The 18821-nt window shown below is 68.8% G+C and carries 17 protein-coding genes, 1 pseudogene and 1 riboswitch; of the genes and pseudogenes, 11 read left to right on the top strand and 7 right to left on the bottom strand.

The genetic code is table 11. The features are described from left to right. Positions 1–24: 24 nt before the first annotated feature. Complete coding sequence (locus MKK51_RS16725) at positions 25–1713, top strand: thiamine pyrophosphate-binding protein (protein ID WP_243978971.1); 1689 nt, start codon at positions 25–27, stop codon at positions 1711–1713. 27 nt (positions 1714–1740) lie between these two features. Here the strand turns inward: MKK51_RS16725 and tam are convergent, their stop codons facing one another. Genes tam through trpS form a run of 3 tightly spaced genes read right to left on the bottom strand, consistent with a single transcriptional unit; the run spans position 1741 to position 4320 of the window. Next, the gene (gene tam / locus MKK51_RS16720) at positions 1741–2523 is read right to left on the bottom strand and encodes a trans-aconitate 2-methyltransferase (RefSeq protein WP_243978970.1); all 783 of its coding nucleotides are present in this window, start codon (positions 2521–2523) and stop codon (positions 1741–1743) included. A 28-nt stretch (positions 2524–2551) separates the two neighbouring features. Then, complete coding sequence (locus MKK51_RS16715) at positions 2552–3253, bottom strand: haloacid dehalogenase type II (protein ID WP_243978969.1); 702 nt, start codon at positions 3251–3253, stop codon at positions 2552–2554. After that, on the bottom strand, positions 3250–4320 hold the full coding sequence (gene trpS / locus MKK51_RS16710) for a tryptophan--tRNA ligase (RefSeq protein ID WP_243978968.1): 1071 nt from the start codon (positions 4318–4320) through the stop codon (positions 3250–3252). The genes MKK51_RS16715 and trpS overlap by 4 nt, the downstream gene beginning before the upstream one ends. Before the next feature lie 243 nt (positions 4321–4563). On the opposite strand from trpS, the gene MKK51_RS16705 reads away from it, so the two are divergent. Together MKK51_RS16705 and MKK51_RS16700 are read left to right on the top strand one after the other, a co-directional pair. Further along, positions 4564–4797, top strand: a complete 234-nt coding sequence (locus MKK51_RS16705; protein ID WP_243978967.1) for a type II toxin-antitoxin system Phd/YefM family antitoxin — start codon at positions 4564–4566, stop codon at positions 4795–4797. Next, positions 4787–5029: pseudogene (locus tag MKK51_RS16700) on the top strand (type II toxin-antitoxin system RelE family toxin); the annotation flags it as partial. The gene MKK51_RS16705 and the pseudogene MKK51_RS16700, both read left to right, overlap by 11 nt. A 73-nt stretch (positions 5030–5102) precedes the next feature. Here the strand turns inward: MKK51_RS16700 and nth are convergent. Next, entirely contained in the window at positions 5103–5864 is a 762-nt protein-coding gene (nth, locus tag MKK51_RS16695; protein WP_243978966.1) for an endonuclease III domain-containing protein, read from the bottom strand. 228 nt (positions 5865–6092) lie between these two features. After that, positions 6093–6199, top strand: a riboswitch (glycine riboswitch). 50 nt (positions 6200–6249) lie between these two features. On the opposite strand from nth, the gene gcvT reads away from it, so the two are divergent. From gcvT to gcvP, 3 genes are all read left to right on the top strand, one after another. Next, positions 6250–7380, top strand: a complete 1131-nt coding sequence (gene gcvT / locus MKK51_RS16690) for a glycine cleavage system aminomethyltransferase GcvT (RefSeq protein ID WP_243978965.1) — start codon at positions 6250–6252, stop codon at positions 7378–7380. A gap of 49 nt (positions 7381–7429) precedes the next feature. Continuing rightward, a complete protein-coding gene (gene gcvH, locus MKK51_RS16685) occupies positions 7430–7792 on the top strand; it encodes a glycine cleavage system protein GcvH (RefSeq protein ID WP_243978964.1) in 363 nt (120 codons plus the stop codon). Between the two features lie 373 nt (positions 7793–8165). Continuing rightward, positions 8166–11012 carry an aminomethyl-transferring glycine dehydrogenase gene (gcvP, locus tag MKK51_RS16680; RefSeq protein ID WP_243978963.1) on the top strand — a complete coding sequence of 949 codons (2847 nt, stop codon included), beginning with the start codon at positions 8166–8168 and terminating at the stop codon, positions 11010–11012. 323 nt (positions 11013–11335) lie between these two features. Here the strand turns inward: gcvP and MKK51_RS16675 are convergent, their stop codons facing one another. Both MKK51_RS16675 and MKK51_RS16670 read right to left on the bottom strand, forming a co-directional pair. Further along, positions 11336–12508, bottom strand: a complete 1173-nt coding sequence (locus MKK51_RS16675) for an aldo/keto reductase (RefSeq protein ID WP_243978962.1) — start codon at positions 12506–12508, stop codon at positions 11336–11338. Positions 12509–12532: 24 nt separating this feature from the next. Then, positions 12533–13300, bottom strand: coding sequence for a glucose 1-dehydrogenase (locus MKK51_RS16670; RefSeq protein WP_243978961.1), 768 nt, complete (start codon positions 13298–13300; stop codon positions 12533–12535). A gap of 141 nt (positions 13301–13441) precedes the next feature. Here MKK51_RS16670 and MKK51_RS16665 point away from each other — a divergent pair, with 141 nt between their 5' ends. The 5 genes from MKK51_RS16665 to MKK51_RS16645 all read left to right on the top strand — a co-directional run bounded on the left by MKK51_RS16665 (position 13442) and on the right by MKK51_RS16645 (position 17889). Then, entirely contained in the window at positions 13442–14344 is a 903-nt protein-coding gene (locus tag MKK51_RS16665; protein ID WP_243978960.1) for a LysR family transcriptional regulator, read from the top strand. Positions 14345–14515: 171 nt separating this feature from the next. Further along, positions 14516–14779, top strand: coding sequence for a hypothetical protein (locus MKK51_RS16660; protein ID WP_243978959.1), 264 nt, complete (start codon positions 14516–14518; stop codon positions 14777–14779). A gap of 177 nt (positions 14780–14956) precedes the next feature. Continuing rightward, positions 14957–15418 carry a GNAT family N-acetyltransferase gene (locus MKK51_RS16655; RefSeq protein ID WP_243978958.1) on the top strand — a complete coding sequence of 154 codons (462 nt, stop codon included), beginning with the start codon at positions 14957–14959 and terminating at the stop codon, positions 15416–15418. 114 nt (positions 15419–15532) lie between these two features. Further along, entirely contained in the window at positions 15533–16045 is a 513-nt protein-coding gene (locus MKK51_RS16650; protein WP_243978957.1) for a methylated-DNA--[protein]-cysteine S-methyltransferase, read from the top strand. Positions 16046–16224: 179 nt separating this feature from the next. After that, a complete protein-coding gene (locus MKK51_RS16645) occupies positions 16225–17889 on the top strand; it encodes a cyclic peptide export ABC transporter (RefSeq protein WP_243978956.1) in 1665 nt (554 codons plus the stop codon). A gap of 26 nt (positions 17890–17915) precedes the next feature. Here MKK51_RS16645 and MKK51_RS16640 read toward each other — a convergent pair whose 3' ends face one another. Beyond that, positions 17916–18626 (bottom strand): GyrI-like domain-containing protein, encoded by a 711-nt coding sequence (locus tag MKK51_RS16640; RefSeq protein WP_409565699.1) that lies wholly within the window; start codon positions 18624–18626, stop codon positions 17916–17918. Positions 18627–18821: the final 195 nt, after the last annotated feature.

The following is an 18821-nucleotide window of genomic DNA, read 5'->3' as shown; positions in this document are numbered from 1 at the left end:
CGGGGGGCGGAGGAGGGCCTGCGCATGCCGATCGAGACCGTGGACGCCGCCGGGAGCCGCAGGGGCGCCGAGCTGCTGCTGGACGTGCTGCGCTCGGAGGGCGTGCGCTACATCTTCGGCAATCCCGGCACCACCGAATTGCCGCTGATCGACGCGCTCACCGAGGCGCAGGACATCGGCTACATCCTCGCCCTGCAGGAGGCGACCGCGGTGGCGATGGCCGACGGCTACGCGCAAGGGGCGCGCCGGCCCGCCTTCCTCAACCTGCACACCGCCGGCGGCCTCGGCCACGGCATGGGCGCGCTGTGGAACGCGCAGGTCAGCGGCACGCCGCTGGTGGTCACCGCCGGACAGCAGGACCTGCGCCACGCCCTCTCCGACCCTCTGCTGATGGGCGACCTCGTGGCCATCGCCGATCCGGTGATGAAATGGGCGCGCGAGGTCACCAGCCCGGACCAGATCCCGGTGCTCCTGCGCCGCGCCTTCCACGATTGCGGAGCGGCCCCGTCCGGTCCGGTCTTCCTGTCCCTGCCGATGGACGTGATGGAGGCGATGACCACGACCCCGGCGGGCGAGACCTCGACCATCGACCAGCGGGCGGTGGCAGGCTCCCTCGACCGGCTCGCGAGCCTGCTCGCCGGCATCGCGCCGGGCCGCCTGGCGCTGATCGCCGGCGACGAGATCGACGCCTCGGACGCCTCCGCCGAGGTGGTGGCCCTGGCCGACCTGCTGTCGGCGCCGGTCTACGGCTCGTCCTGGCCGGCCCACATTCCGTTCCCCACCGCCCACCCGCTCTGGGCCGGCAACCTGCCGACCCGGGCCGACGCCATCGCCGACATTTTGGGGCGCTACGACGCGGTCTTCGCGTTGGGCGGCAAGTCGCTGATCACCATTCTGTACTCGGAGGTCTCCGCGGTGCCGCCGGGAACGCAGGTGTTCCAGCTCTCGGCGGATGTCCGCGATCTTGGGCGCACCTACGCCACCAGCCTGTCGACGGTGGGCGACATCCAGGCTTCCCTGAACGCGCTGCTGCCGCTCCTGGCCCCGCGCGTGGCCGACCGCGCCGCCGCCTACGCGGTGCTGCGCGCGCAGGCGGAGACGGCCCGGGACGAGCGGCGGGCGACGCTGGCCGACGCGGCCGACGCCGCCTTCGAGGATCCGGTGATCGCGCCGCTGGTGGCCGCCCGCGAGGTGGCCCGGGCGGTGGGGGCGCAGATCACGATCATCGACGAGGCGCCCGCGACGCTCACCCACCTGCGGACCTTCCTGAACAGTGACGCCGTCCACCAATACGCGGCGATGCGCGGCGGCGTGCTCGGCTGGGGCATGCCGGCGGCGGTGGGCTTCTCGCTCGGCATCGACCGGGCGCCCGTGGTCTGCGTCGTGGGCGACGGGGCCGCGATGTACTCGCCCCAGGCGCTCTGGACGGCGGCGCACGAGAAGCTGCCGGTCACCTTCGTGGTGATCAACAACGCCGAGTACAACATCCTGAAGACCTTCATGAAGGGGCAGTCGCACTATGCCTCGGTGCGGGCCAACCGCTTCATCGCCATGGACCTCACCGAACCGCGCATCGACTTTCCGGCGCTCGCCACCTCCATGGGGGTGCCGTCGCGGCGGGTGACCCGGGCCGCCGACATCGCCCCGGCGATCGAGGCCGGGATCCGCTCGGGGGGCACCAACCTCGTGGAGGTGGTGGTGCGGGCGAGCTGACCGGCACCGCGAGCGCCGGGCGGTCCGTCAGGCCCCCTTGCGCGCGACGATGAAGACCCTCGGGAAGGCGAGGAGGCGCCGCCCGTCGCTGCGGGGCGGATAGCCGGCCTCGATGGCGGCCGCGTAGGCGGCCAGGAACCCGGTTCTCTGGTCCGGGTCCAGCGGATCGAGGAACGGCCGCAAGCCCGTGGCGCTGACCCAGTCGACGATGGCGGCCGCATCCGCCATCGGGTGGTGGTAGGCGGTGCGCCAGACGTCGATCTCCGCCGCGAGGGGCGCCAGCAGGTCGTAATAACCGGCCGGTTCCAGCATCCGCCCGAGCCGCCCCGCCACGGCCGGGTCGCCGATGGCTTCCGCCCAGGGACCGGCACCCGCCACCTCGCGCATCAGACGATGCGAAGGTTCCGCGAGGTTGTCGGGCATCTGCACGGCGAGCACGCCGCCGGGTGCCAGGAGGCCGAGGAGCCGGGGCAGGAGCACCGGATGGTCGGGCAGCCATTGCAGCACGGCGTTGGCGTAGATCAGGTCCGGAGCGCGCTCGGGAATCCAGGTCGCGGCGTCGGCCTGCGCGAAGGCGAGGCGGGGCAGGCGGTGCCGCGCGCTCTCCAGCATGGCCGGCGAGGTGTCGAGGCCGATCACCTCGGCGTCGGGGAACCGCGCCGCGATGAGCGCGGTGGAATTGCCGGGGCCGCAGCCGAGATCGTAGACGAGGCGCGGGGCTTCGAGGGGCACGCGGGCCAAGAGCTCGGCCGCCGGACGGGTGCGCTCGTCCTCGAAGCGGGTGTAGAGGGCGGGGTTCCAATCGGCCATCGTGCGTTCCCTCCCTTTTGTCATACCATCAGCAGCCGAGCTGATCGGCCAGATCCATAAGGTTCCGGGCCGCGTAGGTGACCGGGACGCTGGGCGCGGTCTCGCCGCCGGCCGGCCCGTGCTCGTGCGGCCGGGCGATATGGGCGGTGGACAGGCCATGGCTCGCCGCAGCCGCGAGATCGTTCGAATGGGCGGCGACCATCAGGGTCTCCGCCGGGGCGAAGCCGAAGGCCGCCACCGCGTCGCGGTAGAGCGCCGGCTTCGGCTTAAAGTCGCGCGAATAGCCGCCGCCCAGGATCGCGTCGAAGATCAAGCCGTTACGCCGGGCGAGGTCCACCATCAACCGGACATGGCCGTTCGAATTGGGCGCCAGGAGGTGGCGCTCGCGCAGTCGGCGCATGCCTTCCGGCACTTCGGGCCAGGCGTCGAGCCGGTGCCACGCCTGGACCAGCTCGCGCCGCACGTCCTCGGGCACGCCCACGATGCCGAACTGCACCAGCACGTCGGGGAGTGACTCGGCCTGGATTGTGTCGAGATCGACGTAGGCGCGCGCGCCTGAGCGCACGGGCTCCAGCGACAGCCCGTAGCAGCCGCGCCAGGCATCCGCGAAGGCGCCGGCATCGAGCGCCGGCGCGTAGGGCGCGAGCAGGCGCGCGGCCTCCCGCGCGAGCCCGGAGCGCCAGTCAACGAGCGTCCCGAAGACGTCGAAGACCAGCGCCTGGATCATCACCGCACCGTCGTGAGGCGCGGCCCGCGCCGAACGAAGCCGACGATGTCCTTGACCGCGTCGAGGGTGGGCGCCGCGATGGCTTCGGCGCGCTCGGAGCCGTCGGCGAGGACCGAATCGATGTAGTCGCTATCGGCCACGAGGCGCTTCATCTCGGAGGCGATCGGTGCCAGGGTCTCCACGGCAAGTTCCACCAGCGCGCCCTTGAAGGCCGAGAACTGCGCGCCGCCGAAATCGGCGAGCACGTCGTCGCGCGTGATTCCCTTCAGGGCTGCGAAGATGCCCACGAGATTGTCGGCTTCGGGGCGACCGGCGAGGCCCGCCGTCTCGGAGGGCAGGGGCTCCGGATCGGTCTTGGCCTTGCGCACCTTGGCGGCGATGGCATCGGCCTCGTCGGTGAGGTTGATGCGCGAATTGTCGGACGGATCCGACTTCGACATCTTCTTGGTCCCGTCCCGCAGGGACATGACGCGGGCGGCCGGGCCGCCGATCAGCGGCTCGGTGATCGGGAAGAACCCTTCGCCCGCATCGTGCCCATGGGCCGCGATGGAGTCCGAAAAATCGTTGTTGAACTTCTGGGCGATGTCGCGGGTCAGTTCGAGATGCTGCTTCTGGTCCTCGCCCACCGGCACGTGGGTGGCGCGGTAGGCCAGGATGTCGGCGGCCATCAGCACCGGATAGGCATAGAGCCCGACGCTCGCGTTCTCGCGGTCCTTGCCGGCCTTGTCCTTGAACTGGGTCATGCGGTTGAGCCAGCCGAGGCGGGCGACGCAGTTGAAGATCCAGGCGAGTTCGGCATGGGCCGGCACCTGGCTCTGGTTGAAGACGATGCTGCGCTTCGGGTCGATGCCGGCGGCGAGGAAGGCGGCCGTGACCTCGCGGATCTGTCCCTTCAGCGCGGCCGGGTCCTGCCACAGGGTGATCGCGTGCATGTCGACGACGCAGTAGAGGCACTGCGCGTCGCGCTCCTGCATCTCCACGAAGCGCTTGATGGCGCCCAGGTAATTGCCGAGATGCAGGTTGCCCGTGGGCTGGACGCCCGAGAACACGAGCTCTGTGAACGCGGTCATCGCGCGTGGTTCCTGTGCGTGATGGCGAGGGAGACGCCGGCGCTTGGTTTGGGCATCGGCGCTTGCGTTCTGAACGCCTCACCAAAGGCGGTCAAGGTGCACGGATCGGCGGCACAGGTCGTGCCGGACACCAAAACAATCGAATTCGCGTACGAAATTTGGTATCGAAGTCCGATCGCCTCGGCCGTTCCAGGGAGGCGGCAGGCAGTGAGGTGGTGAATGGACGCTCAACTGCAGAGTGTCATGGCCGATGTGGCGGTCAGTGTGTCGGAATTGAAGAAGAGTCCGACATCGGTGATGAACCGCGCCGACGGAGCACCGGTGGCGATCCTGAATCACAACCGCGTCATGGGCTACATGGTCCCGCCGGAGACCTTCGAGGCCATGATGGACGCCATCGACGACGACGTGCTGGCGACGATCGTGAAAGCGCGCGCCGGGGAAGTGCCCGTTCGGGTCACTCTGGATGCCCTTTGAGCTCCAATTTCTGCCGTCCGCGCTCAAGGAATGGCAGAAGCTCGGCGAGACGCTTCAGGTCCAGTTCAAGAAGAAGCTGGCGGAGCGTCTGCTGAACCCGAGGGTCGAAGCGGACAAGCTCCGCGATGCCGACCTGAAGGACTGCTACAAGATCAAGCTCAGGTCGGCGGGCTATCGGCTCGTCTATCGTGTCGACGACACCAGCATCACTGTAACGGTGGTGGCGGTCGGAAAGCGGGAGCGAAGCGCGGTGTACGGAGCCGCCAAGCGGTCAAGCCGCCGCGCGGGGGCATCGCTGCTTCCGCCTAACCCCGCTCCCGCGCCTGCCCGGTCGGGCAGATGTCCAGCAACACGCAGGTCCCGCAGGTCGGATTGCGGTGGTGGCAGACGGCCTGGCCGTGGAGCATCAGGATCTCGTGGTTGTCGTAGAGATCCTGGGCGCTCCACTCCGCCGGCAGCTGGGCTCGCAGGATCGGGTGCGAGGGACCGACATCGACCTTCGGGCCGATGAGGCCGGTGCGCTGGGCCACCCGGTGATGGTGGCTGTCCACCGGCAGGGCCGGCATCCGCAGCAGGCTGAACGAGAGCACCGCCGCGCTGGTCTTCGGGCCCACGCCGGGGATCGCCTCGAGCCAGGCGCGGGCCGCATCGACCTCCATCTCCTTCAGGAAATCGAGGGAGAGGGCGCCGTGACGCTCGGCCACCGCCGCCAGGACGGCGCGGATGCGGGGCGCCTTCAGTTCCGGCCAGGTGACGCCGGAGATCGTCGCCTCGATCGCCTCCACCGGCGCCGCCGCGACGTCGGCCCAGTCCGGGTACCGCGCCCGCAGCGCCTTGAAGGCGCGGCCGGACTCGGCGTTCCGGGTGCGATGGGAGAGCAGCGAGGAGACGAGCTCGCTCAAGGGGTCGAGGCTGTGGAAATAGGGAATCGGGCAGCCGTAGACCGGGCAGAGCCGGCGGTGGATCTCCAGCGCCTTGTCGCTGAGGCTCGCGTCGGCGAGGTCGGGGGAGCGCTTGGTCTGCCGGGGGCGGGGGCCGGCGAGGTCGTGCCCGGATGCGATGGCCATGACAGGCGAATCCCCGGCGAGTCCCGGCGGTTCCACCCGACCCGACCCCTGCCGGGTGAGACACAGAATCCTGTCTTTGAAACCTGCGGCCTTGCGCCGCTTCTTCCGACATGAGACGTTCAGCCCGTCAGCGAATGACGAAGCGGGAGAGCCCAGGCCGGTCTGATCCGGTCATGGCGCCGACGGAGCAACCACCCCCGGAAACTCTCAGGCACAATCACCGCTTCGTTTTGACAATCTGGAGAGAGGCGCCTTAGCGGGCGTCCACCGAAGGAGAAATCCCGCCCTCGCCGGGTCGGGAGAAGCTCTCAGGTAACCGTGACAGATGGGGGTAGCCGGATCGCTCGATCGAGCGGCCGGACGCGTTCTGTCATGGGAAGACCAGATGCCGCTCGATGCTTCCAGCACGCCGCTCCACGCGCTCCACCTGCGCCACGGGGCCCGCATGGTGCCCTTCGCGGGCTATGCCCTTCCGCTGCACTATCCGGCCGGCCTGATCGCCGAACATCTCCATACCCGCAGGGCGGCGGGGCTGTTCGACGTGTCGCATATGGGCCAGATCCAGCTGAAGCCGGGTCCGGGCGGGATGGCGGACCTTGCCCGCGCCCTCGAAACCCTTCTCCCCATCGACGTGTCGGGGCTGGCGCCGGGCCGGCAGCGCTACGGCTTCCTCACCGGCGAGACCGGGGGCATCCTCGACGACCTCATGGTCGCGCGCCTCGACGACAGCCTGATCCTGGTCGTCAACGCCGCCAATAAACTCGCCGACGAGGCCTATCTCCGGGCCCATCTCACCGGCCTGTGCGAGATCGCGGTGCTGCCCCGCGCGCTCCTCGCCCTCCAGGGGCCGCTGGCGGAGAAGGCCCTGGCGCGCCTCGCCCCGGAGACCGCCGCCATGCGCTTCCTCGACGTGCGGGTGGTCGACATCCTCGGGGCCGCCGCCATCGTCAGCCGCTCGGGCTATACCGGAGAGGACGGGTTCGAGATTTCGCTGCCCGAAGAGGCGGCGGACATGGTGGCCGAGGCCTTGCTCCAGGACGGGGACGTGGAACCGGTGGGCCTCGGCGCCCGCGATTCCCTGCGCCTGGAAGCGGGCCTGTGCCTGCACGGTTCCGATATCGATCCGGCCACCAGCCCGGTGGAGGCCGGCCTGACCTGGGCGATCCAGCCGGTCCGCCGCACGGGCGGGGCGCGGGCGGGCGGGTTTCCCGGCGCCGCGCGCATCCTGGCGGAGATCACCGACGGTCCCGCATCACGGCGCGTCGGGCTGCTGCCCGAGGGGCCGACCCCGGTGCGGGGAGGGGCCGCGCTCTTCGCCGAGGAAGCCGGCGAGAGCATCGGCCGCGTCACCTCCGGCGGCTTCAGCCCCGGCCTCAAGGCCCCCATCGCCATGGGCTACGTTCCCGCCGCCCTGTCGACGCCCGGCACCCGCCTCTACGCGGAGGTGCGCGGCCGGCGCCTGCCGGTCTCGGTCGTGGCGCTTCCCTTCGTTCCCGCACGCTTCAAGCGCCGTTGACGCCCGGCCCCCGGCCGACTTCCCCCCACACCTCTTCACGGAGCGAAACATGCTGAAATTCACGGACGAGCACGAGTGGCTGGCCATCGACGGTGACATCGCCACCATCGGCATCACCGCCCACGCGGCGGAGCAGCTCGGAGACCTCGTCTTCGTCGAACTGCCCAAGGTCGGCGCCAAGCTCGTCAAGGGCGAGGCGGCGGCGGTGGTGGAATCGGTGAAGGCCGCCTCCGACGTGTTCGCGCCGGTCTCGGGCGAGGTGACGGAGGTCAACGAGGCCGCCGTGTCCGATCCGGCCAGCGTCGGCACCGACCCGCAGGGCGCCGGCTGGCTCTACCGCCTCCGCCTCGACGACGTCTCGGCGCTCGACGGGCTGATGGACGAGGCGGCCTACGCCGAGTTCGCGAAGTAGCACCGACTGACCCTCCCCCCCTGCGGGCCAGGATGTTCACGCATCCCGCGGGCCGCTCGGGTCCCCTCTCCTGGAAGGAGAGGGACAGGGTGAGGTGTGTGACCTTTTCGGGGAGTCCACGCCCCTCACCCCAACCCTCTCCCAAACGGGAGAGGGAGCCCGTCGCGCCTCATGCCAAACCCTCTTGGAAAGAGGGCACAACCGTCGAGCAGATGGGTGAACCCGGCAACCGATGCGGAGCGGGCGGGAGAGGGGGCGACCTCTCCGGAACTGGCGCTCCCCTCTCCCGACCCTCGCTGACGCGAGGGCCACCCTCCCCCGCAGAGGGGGGAGGGAGATGCGTGCGAACCTCTCGAGACCTCCGAGGCCCATCATGCCCAACGACCGCTACGACCCTTATGATTTCGCCAACCGCCGCCATATCGGCCCCACCGCCGGGGAGATCGAGGCGATGCTCGCCGTGGTCGACGCGCCGAGCCTTCACGGCCTCGTGGACGAGACCCTGCCGGCCGACATCCGCCAGGCGGAGCGCATCGATTTCGGCACGTCGCTCACCGAGCGCCGGGTGCTGGAGCACATGCGCGGCATCGCCGACAAGAACCGGCTCCTCGTCTCGCTCATCGGCCAGGGCTACCATGGCACCACGATGCCGCCGGTGATCCAGCGCAACATCTTCGAGAACCCGGCCTGGTACACGGCCTATTCGCCCTACCAGCCCGAGATCAGCCAGGGCCGGCTCGAGGCGCTGCTGAACTTCCAGACCCTGGTCTGCGACCTCACCGGGCTCGACATCGCCAACGCCTCGCTGCTGGACGAGGCCACGGCGGCGGCGGAGGCCATGGGCATGGCCTCGCGCATCGCCGGTAACGGCAAGTCCGCCTTCTTCGTCGATGCCGAATGCCTGCCCCAGACCATCGCCGTCCTGAAGACCCGCGCCGCGCCGCTGGGCTGGGAGATCGTCGTCGGCGATCCCGCCACCGATCTCGACCCCGCGCAGGTCTTCGGCGCGATTCTCCAGTATCCCGGCGTCTGCGGCGCCATCCACGATTTCTCGGAGATCATCGCCCGCCTGCACGCGGCCGGCGCGGTGGCGGTGATGGCCGCCGACCCCCTGGCGCTCACCCTCCTCAAGCCTCCGGGCGAGATGGGGGCCGACATCGCCGTCGGCACGATGCAGCGCTACGGCGTGCCCATGGGCTATGGCGGCCCGCACGCCGCCTACCTCGCCACCCGCGACGCGCACAAGCGCACCCTTCCGGGCCGTCTCGTGGGCGTCTCCGTCGATGCGCGGGGCAACCGCGCCTATCGTCTCGCCCTGCAGACCCGCGAGCAGCATATCCGCCGCGAGAAGGCGACCTCGAACATCTGCACCGCGCAGGTGCTGCTGGCGGTCATCGCCGGGATGTACGCGGTGTTCCACGGGCCGCGCGGGCTGAAGGCCATCGCCGCGCGGGTCCATCGCGACGCGGTGCGGGTGGCGCAGGGCCTGGAGAGTCTCGGCTTCGCGGTGGAGTCGGAGACGTTCTTCGACACCGTCACGGTCCGGGTCGGGGCGTTCCAGGGCCTGATCCTTGCCAACGCCGTGGCCAACGGCATCAACCTGCGCAAGGTCGGCACCGACCGCATCGGCATCACTGTCGACGAGCGCACCCGGCCCGACATCGTCCAGGCGGTGTGGCGCGCCTTCGGCGGCGACCACCTCGCCTACGACGAGGCCTGGCCCGCCCCGCGCCTGCCGGAGGCCAACGTCCGCACCTCCGCCTATCTCACCCACCCGATCTTCCACATGAACCGGGCCGAGAGCGAGATGACGCGCTACATGCGCCGCCTCGCCGACCGCGACCTGGCGCTGGACCGGGCGATGATCCCGCTCGGCTCCTGCACGATGAAGCTCAACGCCACCGCCGAGATGCTGCCGATCTCCTGGCCGGAATTCTCGGAGATCCACCCCTTCGTGCCGGCGGATCAGGCCGAGGGCTACCACGAGCTCCTGCGCGATTTCTCCGAAAAACTCTGCGCGATCACCGGCTACGACGCGATCTCGATGCAGCCGAATTCCGGCGCGCAGGGGGAATATGCCGGCCTGCTCGCCATCCGCGCCTATCACCGGTCGCGGGGGGAGGGGCACCGCACCATCTGCCTGATCCCGTCCTCGGCGCACGGCACCAACCCGGCCTCGGCCCAGATGTGCGGCATGAGCGTCGTGGTGGTGGGCGCCGACCGGCACGGCAACATCGACGTGGAGGACTTTTCGAAGAAGGCCGAGCTGCATTCCGAAAACCTCGCGGCCTGCATGATCACCTACCCTTCGACGCATGGGGTGTTCGAGGTGCGGGTCCGCGAGATCTGCGACATCGTCCATGCCCATGGCGGCCAGGTCTATCTCGACGGGGCCAACCTCAACGCCATGGTGGGCCTCGCCCGCCCCGGCGACATCGGCGCCGATGTCAGCCACCTCAACCTGCACAAGACCTTCTGCATCCCCCATGGCGGCGGCGGCCCCGGCATGGGCCCGATCGGCGTCAAGGCGCACCTGATCCCGTTCCTGCCCTCCGATCCACGGACGGCCGAGGAAGGTGCGGTCTCGGCCGCACCCTACGGCTCGGCCTCGATCCTGCCGATCTCGTGGAGCTACTGCCTGCTCATGGGCGGACGCGGACTCACCCAGGCGACCCGCATCGCGATCCTCAACGCCAATTACATCGCCAGCCGCCTGAAGGGGGCCTATCCGGTGCTCTATGCCGGGGCGCAGGGCCGCGTGGCGCATGAATGCATCATCGACGTACGGCCCTTCCAGAAATCGGCCGGGATCGGCGTCGAGGACATCGCCAAGCGCCTGATCGATTGCGGCTTCCACCCGCCGACCATGTCCTGGCCGGTGGCCGGCACCCTGATGATCGAGCCGACCGAATCCGAGACCAAGGGCGAGATCGACCGGTTCTGCGACGCCATGCTGGCGATCCGGGAAGAAATCTGTGCCATCGAGGAGGGGCGGATGGACCGGGCTGACAACCCGCTGAAACACGCGCCGCACACGGTGGCGGACCTGATCGGCCCCTGGGAGCGGCCCTATTCCCGCGAGGCGGCGTGCTTCCCGTCGGGGAGCCTGCGGATGGACAAGTACTGGCCGCCGATCAACCGCGTCGACAACGCCTATGGCGACCGCAACCTCGTTTGCTCCTGCCCGCCGGTGGACGCCTATAGCGAGGCGGCCGAGTAGGAGGCTTCGCCCGCTCCCGTCCCGACCGGGGCGGGAGCGGGCGCGCGACCGAACGCTTGGTCGCATCGAGAGGGGGCTCCTGGCGACCTGTTGCGGGAGGTCGGAACGTCCGCTCCGAGGCAGCGGGGCGGACGAGGGCGTACGACTTGGTCGGGTGGGTCTCTGCCGGTCTGCCGTCAGCTCCGTGGATGGAAAAAGCAGACCTCGGTTGCCGACAAGATCTACGCCGGAAGACCGAACCGGTGGGCACAATGGGATCGAAGACCCAAAAAGCGGCCCTCAGGCCGCTCCGTGAGGCCGGGAGAAGGATTTGAGCGGTATTGCTACGGCTCTACCGACTTCATCTGCTCTGGGTTCATGCGACCGCCATGGATGGTGATTGCGGACAGAGCCACATCGATTTCTTTAAGATCTTCCACCGACAGATCGACGTCGATAGCACCAACATTGTCGTCGAGGTGGGCTAACTTGCTGGTGCCGGGGATCGGCACGATCCAGGGTTTCTGCGCCAGCACCCAAGCCAAGGCAATCTGCGTCGGTTTGGCTCCTTCCTTCTCCGCGATCTTCCGAATGAGGTCGATCAGAGGCTGGTTGGCATTCAGACTCTCAGGGCTGAAGCGAGAGAACCCGGACCGCAGGTCCGTCTTAGGGTCGAGCTTCGTCTCGCCGTTGAGTTTGCCCGACAGGAAGCCCATCCCCAAAGGTCCCCATGGCACGAAGCCGATGCCGAGCTCCTCGCATGTTTGGAAAACGCCGTTGCGTTCGGGCGAACGCTCCATCAGGGAGTATTCGCTTTGCACGGCAGTCACGGGTTGGACGGCATGAGCCCGGCGGATCGTACGAGGGCCCGCCTCCGACAACCCGAAATGCAACACCTTACCCTCCTGGATGAGGTCCCTCACCGCTCCGGCGACGTCTTCGATAGGAACGCCGGGATCGACCCGGTGCTGGTAATACAGGTCGAGATGGTCGGTCCGCAGCCGCCTCAGCGACTCCTCGATGACACGCTTGATTCGCTCCGGACGGCTATCGAGCCCTATCGTCCCGTCGATCTTGAAGCCGAATTTGCTAGCGATCTTCACCTTGTCTCGGATAGGCGCGAGGGCTTCGCCGACCAGCTCCTCGTTGACGTAGGGGCCATAGACTTCGGCCGTATCGAAGAATGTCACCCCCTTATCGTAGGCGGCACGGATGAGTTTGATACCATCGGCCTTGTCGGTGGCCGGTCCGTAGTTGGCACTGATGCTCATGCATCCCGCGCCGATGGCCGAGACCTCAAGCGTACCGAGCTTCCGTTTTCCCATTTTTCCGATTCCTGTCTTGCGCCCATCGGCGCCTTGGGTGGTGTTGCCGCTCTGCTGGTCCGACGCCGCCCATGACGGGCGGCCGGCGACCAGCACCGCGCCGACGAGGCATGTTCTCGCGAGTAGGTCGCGGCGGCTCGGGCCTCGGCGGCCCTCCGCTTGCGCTCCATCCTCGGACTGTATCCGTCTCATGGTCGTCTCCTCGGGTCGGGGGACTCAGTGGGCGACGAAGCCGCCGTCGACCGGCAAGGCGACGCCGATCACGAAGCTGGCGGCGGAGCTGCGCAGCCAGAGGACGGACGCCGCGAGTTCGTCCGGTCGGCCGAGGCGACCGATGGGCTGGTCGCGGGTGACCTCCTTCATCGCGTCCGGGGTCTTTTCGAGCAGGGCCGAGAACATCGGCGTGTCGATCACGCCCGGGCAGACGGCGTTGATCCGGATGCCGCGTGGCGCGTAGTCCATCGCGGCGCTCTTCGTGATGCCGATCACACCGTGCTTCGTGCCGTGGTAGGCGGCACGGCGCGCTTGCCCGACGAGGCCGCCGAGCGACGAGCAGTTGACGATGGCGCCGCTGCCCTGGGCGCGCATCTGCACGAGCTCGTGCTTCATGCAGGCCCAGACGCCGCGCAGGTTGATCCCGTTGACCGCGTCGAACGCCTCCGCCGTCTCGTCGGTCAGGTCGCCCGAAGGACCCGCGATGCCTGCGTTGTTGAACGCCATGTCCAGGCGTCCGTAGGTGGCTACGGTCCGCCCGACCAGGGCGGCGACCTGCGCCTCGTCCGTCACGTCACAGGTGACCGCGATGGCCTCGTGGCCGGCTGCGGTGAGCGCGTCGGTCTCGCGGCGCAAGGCCACCTCGTCGATGTCGGAGAGAACGACGGAGGCGCCGGCCTCGGCGAAGGCCCGCACGGTCGCCAGCCCGATGCCGGCGCTCGCGCCGGTGACGAGGGCGACCTGCCCCTTGAAGTTGTAGGTCGGGTTCATCGTCCGGTCCCTCGCCCGGGCGAGAGACGGGAGGAGCCCCGCAATCGCCTGTGTGCCGTCGTGTTCAAACGGAACCTAGGAAATGCGCGACCGCGCGATTAGATGGTAAACCCCGCATGCACCTATAGATGAGGACTATGAATGGCGCGGGAGACCGTCACCGACCTTATCGCCTTCCTGGCGGTCGCACGGGAGCGGAGCTTCACCAAGGCGGCAGCCCAACTCGGGGTTTCCCAGCCCTCGCTGAGCTACACGATCCGCACCCTGGAGGCCCGGCTCGGCCTGCGTCTCCTAACCCGGACGACCCGTAGCGTCGCGCCGACCGAGGCGGGCGAGCGGCTGCTGCAAACGGTCGGCCCGCACTTCGATGGGATCGAGGCCGGGCTCGCCGACCTGACGGCGCTGCGCGAGAAGCCGTCGGGCAGCCTGCGCATCACCTCGGTCGAGCATGCCTCCGACACGATCCTGTCTCCGGCCCTGGCGCGGCTGCTGCCGGACTACCCGGACATCAAGGTCGAGATCACGAACGACTACGGACTGGCCGACATTGTCGCCGACCGCTTCGACGCCGGCGTGCGCCTTGGCCAGCAGGTGGCCAAGAACATGATCGGTGTCCGCATCGGTCCGGACTTCCGTCAGGCGCTCGTCGGGTCGCCGGGCTATTTCAAGAAGCGTCGCCGTCCACGCATGCCGCAGGATCTGACCGAGCACGCCTGCATCAACTTGCGGCTGCCAACCTCGGGCGGGGTCTATGTCTGGCCGTTCATAAAGCAGGGCCAATCTGTCCGGGTGCGTCCCGAGGGGCAGCTGACCTTCAACACCATCACACTGATGGTCGACATGGCGGTCGCAGGCCTTGGCCTGGCCTTCCTGCCCGAAGACGTCGTGCGGGACCAAGTCGAGGACGGGCGCCTTGTCCGCATCATGGCCGACTGGTCCCCGACCATGCCGGGATACCACCTGTACTATCCGAGCCGCCGCCAGCCGACGCCGGCGTTCGCCCTGCTGGTCGAGGCCCTACGGTTTCGGTCATCGGCTCCATAACGTTCGCACATCGAACGTCGGCATCCGAGCATTGCAGGAGCGTCGCCATACGTGGGATTGGGTCCGATGCGGGACGTCCCCTTCGGGCCGGAAGGCCAAGGTCTCCTCCCCACCGATCGCAGACGTTCAAGGCTCCCGCCGACCCTCAGGCGTCAACACCCATCGGATGCCATGCCCGAGACGCGCTACACGATCCTGCCCAGCCCCATCGGTCCCCTCGTCCTCGCCGGCCGGGATGAACGCCTCGCCTGCATCGGTTTTCCCACCGGCAAGGGCGCGGTGACACCCCGGGCGGACTGGCACCGGGACGATGCGGCCTTCGCCGAGGCCCGGCGGCAATTGAGCGCCTATCTCGAAAGCCGACTCACCCGGTTCAACCTCGATCTCGATCCGCGCGGAACGCCGGTGGACGCCTATAGCGAGGCGGCCGAGTAGGGGCGGCGCACTGCCCGCTCCCGCCCCGTCGTGGCGGGAGCGGGCGCGCGACCGAACGCTTGGTCGCATCGAGAGGGGGCTGCTTTCGACCCGACGCTGCCCTTCGTGCGGGTTGCCGGCCCTTCTCTAAGCAGACATCTTGCCGGGACGCTTGCAAGACGAAGGGTTGGGGACATCATGTTCGACATTGAACGGGATGATCTCTCAAATGACCAAACGCGCGCGTTACTGGCGCTCCATCTCGCGGGTATGCATGCGTCCTCACCGCCCGGCAGCGTCTTCGCGCTGGACCTTTCAGGCCTGCAAGATCCGAGCGTGACCGTATGGACAGCGCGGCGGGACGGAAGAGTAGCGAGCGTCGGAGCCCTGAAAATGGCGGCGGACGGCACGGCGGAAGTGAAGTCGATGCGGCCCCATCCAGATTTCCTTCGGATGGGAGCGGGCGCGGCACTCCTCGAAACCATCATCGCCACCGCCTCGGCGCGCGGAGTCCGACGCCTGAGCCTTGAAACGGGCAGTGGAACCGCGTTTGAACCCGCCCTCGAACTGTATCGGCGTCGAGGTTTCGTGAACGGTGGACCTTTCGGTTCATACAGGCAGAGCGACTTCAATCAGTTTCTCCATCTTGATATCAGCTAATTGGCCGGTCTCCTCTTCGTGCTTAGCCGAGGGAAAGCCGCCTTCCCATTTTCCACCCACCGCAGACGTTCAAGGCTCCCGCCGACCCTCAGGCGTCAACACCCATCGGATGCCATGACCGAGACGCGCTACACGATCCTGCCCAGCCCCATCGGTCCCCTTGTCCTCGCAGGCCGGGATGAACGCCTCGCCTGCATCGGTTTTCCCACCGGCAAGGGCGCGGTGACACCCCGGGCGGACTGGCGCCGGGACGATACGGCCTTCGCCGAGGCCCGGCGGCAATTGAGCGCCTATTTCGAAGGCCGACTCACCCGGTTCGACCTTGCACTCGATCCACGCGGAACGCCGTTCCAGCTCGCGGTCTGGGAGGAACTCACCCGCATCCCGCCGGGCGAGACGATCAGCTACGGCGAGCTGGCCAGGCGGATCGGCCGTCCGAGCGCCAGCCGCGCCGTGGGTGCCGCCAACGGTGCCAACCCCCTCCCCATCGTGGTTCCCTGCCACCGCGTCATCGGCGCGGCGGGCAGCCTCACGGGATTTGCCGGCGGCCTCGACACGAAACGGTGGCTGCTCGCCCTGGAGCGCGGGACGGCCTCCGCGGTCCCGGCGCAGCTCAGCCTGCTCTGAGCCCGGCGCGACTCGTTCGATTTGGGGATGCCGCTATTCTCCACATCCTCGCCGCGCCGACAAGCCGGCCCGGCCGCAGACACGCCCTGCGTGTTTCGACTTTCGGCACATTCCGTTCCTGACGTATCCGCCTGACGAGCGGCCCGGCGACGGTGCCTGGGGCTGGACCGGAGGGATCGATGGCGGGATCGGACGATCGTCTGGGCGGACTCGGCCAGGATGCTTTGCGCCTGCTGCGTCCGATCTGGCCCCTCGTCGCCGCCTCCTCGACGATCGGGGCGCTGAGCGGCCTCGCCACGGCGACGGTCCTGGCCAAGGTCAACACGGCCATCCACGCGGAGGGCGGTCTCGCCGACAATTTCGTTCCGGTCTTCCTCGGCCTCGTCCTCCTCGGCGTGGGCGGGTCCCTCCTCTCCGGGCTCGGCAGCGCCCTGGCGAGCGGGCGCATCAATGCCGGCCTGAACCAGGATCTCGCCGACATGATCCTCACCGCACCCATCGACCGCATCGAGCAGCTCGGCCGCCACAAGGTCCTCGCCTCGCTGAACACGGATGCCGCCACGCTGTCGACGGCGGTCTCGATGCTGTCCGGGCTGATCATTCACAGCGGCGTGACCCTGGGATGCCTCGTCTACATGCTCACCCTGTCGGCCCCGCTCTTCGCCATCACCCTGCTGGTCTTCGGCCTCGGCAGCTACGCGGAGAACGTCCTGCGCCGCCGGGCCATGGTCCATTACGGCACGCGCCGCGAACTCGTCGACACGATGCAGAAGCACTTCCAGAGCCTGACCGAAGGCAGCCGGGACTTGCGGCTCAACCGGCAGCGCCGGATGCGGTTGCGGGACGAGGCCCTGGCCTCCTCCATCGAAGACCTTCGCCGCAACCGGTTCCGAAGCGACACGCTCTTCGAATTCTCCCACCTGACGAAGAAACTCGCCCTGTTCGCGACGATCGCCGCCATCGTGACCTACAAGGCGACATTCGGGATCGACAACGCCGTCCTTTCCGGCTTCGTCCTGGTGCTGCTCTATATCGAGCTCCCGGTCACCTACATCCTCGCCATCCTGCCCGAGATCGGCCGGGCCCGGATCGCCTACCAGCGCATCGCCGAATTCTCGGCCGGGCGCACCGCCTCCGAGCCGAACCTGCTCGCGCCGGACGGGGCGCAGACGCCTGCGTCCATCGAGAGGATCGAGCTTCGCGGCGTCAGCCACACCTTCCCGGCGGCGGAGGGCAGGCCGGGCTTCACCCTCGGCCCCGTCGACCTCACCGTGCGGCGGGGGGAGATCCTGTTCATCGTCGGCGAGAACGGCTCGGGCAAGACCACCTTGATCAAGCTGATCCTCGGCCTGTACCCGCCCCAGACCGGCACGCTGCTCCTCGACGGAGCGCCGGTGACGGAACAGACGCGGGACGCCTATCGCCAGCATTTTTCGGCGGTGTTCTTCGACTATTACCTGTTCGACGATCTCATCCTGCCCGCCGGGGCGAAACCGGAGGCGGCGGACGCCTATCTCGAAACCCTGGACCTTGCCCACAAGGTGACGATCCGGGACGGGGCCTTCTCCACCACCGACCTCTCCGCCGGGCAGAGGAAGCGCCTCGCCCTGATCCAGGCCCATCTCGAAGGGCGCCCGGTCCTCGTCCTCGACGAGTGGGCCGCCGAGCAGGATCCGACCTACCGGCGCCTGTTCTACACCGAGCTGCTGCCGGCCCTGCGGCGCGAGGGCCGGACCCTGATCGTCATCAGCCACGACGACCGCTACTTCGACGCCGCCGACCGGGTGATCCACCTCAAGGACGGCGCGATCCTGGAAGCACCCCGGCCGGCCGGGACGGCTTGAGCGGCACGGCTCGAGGGGGCCGCCGCCTATTTCGGCAGGGCGTAGATGTTCACGTCGAGCTTCTCGTCAGCCTTGTCGTTGAGGTCGGTGACGTATTCCTCGATGAACCGGTCCTGGACCACCACGTCCTTGGCGTCGAGATAGGCCGTGAGGGTCTCGTAGGTGCCGTCGATCTCGTCGTAGGAGCCCTTGTGCGGGAAGCGCAGGGCCTTGCCGCTGGGGGTCGTGCCGAAGCGCAGGCCGCCGGTCTCGGCGGGCTTCGGGTCCGGCATGGAGGCGATGGGGATCATCGCGTCGAACTGGAAGCCGTCGTCGTCGGTCTTGGCGAAGACCGCGAGCGGCCGGCCGGCGGGGGTGATCCCGTCCTTGGCCAGCGCCTCCTCGATCTTGGCGAAAGCGGCCTTCAGGGCCGGCACCGCCTCCTCCCAGCTCGCCCGACCCGCCAGGATCGCGGCGGGTTTGGGGGGAAGGGAGACCTCGTCCACGTCGTTGGCGTCGCCGGGGGTCTCCACCAGGGTCGGGCGCGACGGTCCCGGCGTGAGTGCCGGCGCGGCGGGGAGCGCCTGGGTCGGCACCGGACGAGCCGGCGCGTCCGGGGCGGGCTTGGCCGGATCCGGCGCCGTCGTGGTCGGCAGGGGATTGGCGGTCGCGGGCGAGGACGGCTCCTGCGCGAGGGCGGAGGAGACGGCCAAAGCGGCGGCGAGGCTGACGAGCGGCAATAGACGATGACGGGTCAAGGCAACGCTCCGGAGATCGCACGCCGCGACGAATCGTACGGCTGAATCGCGAAGCCTTAAAATAGGGACGAAGCCGCCCGCCTGCGAGGCGCCAACCCGCATCGCGCGCAGGAACGTGACGGGCGCGTCCCTTGTGCAACGCTCCCCCGAGCGGAGCCCGCGTGCGCGGCCCGGCGCTTTGTCCTATATGCGGGG

Origin of the sequence: Methylobacterium sp. E-045 (assembly GCF_022829685.1) — a bacterium.
Classification (GTDB): Bacteria; Pseudomonadota; Alphaproteobacteria; order Rhizobiales; family Beijerinckiaceae; genus Methylobacterium.
This window is presented reverse-complemented; position numbering and strand designations above follow the sequence as displayed.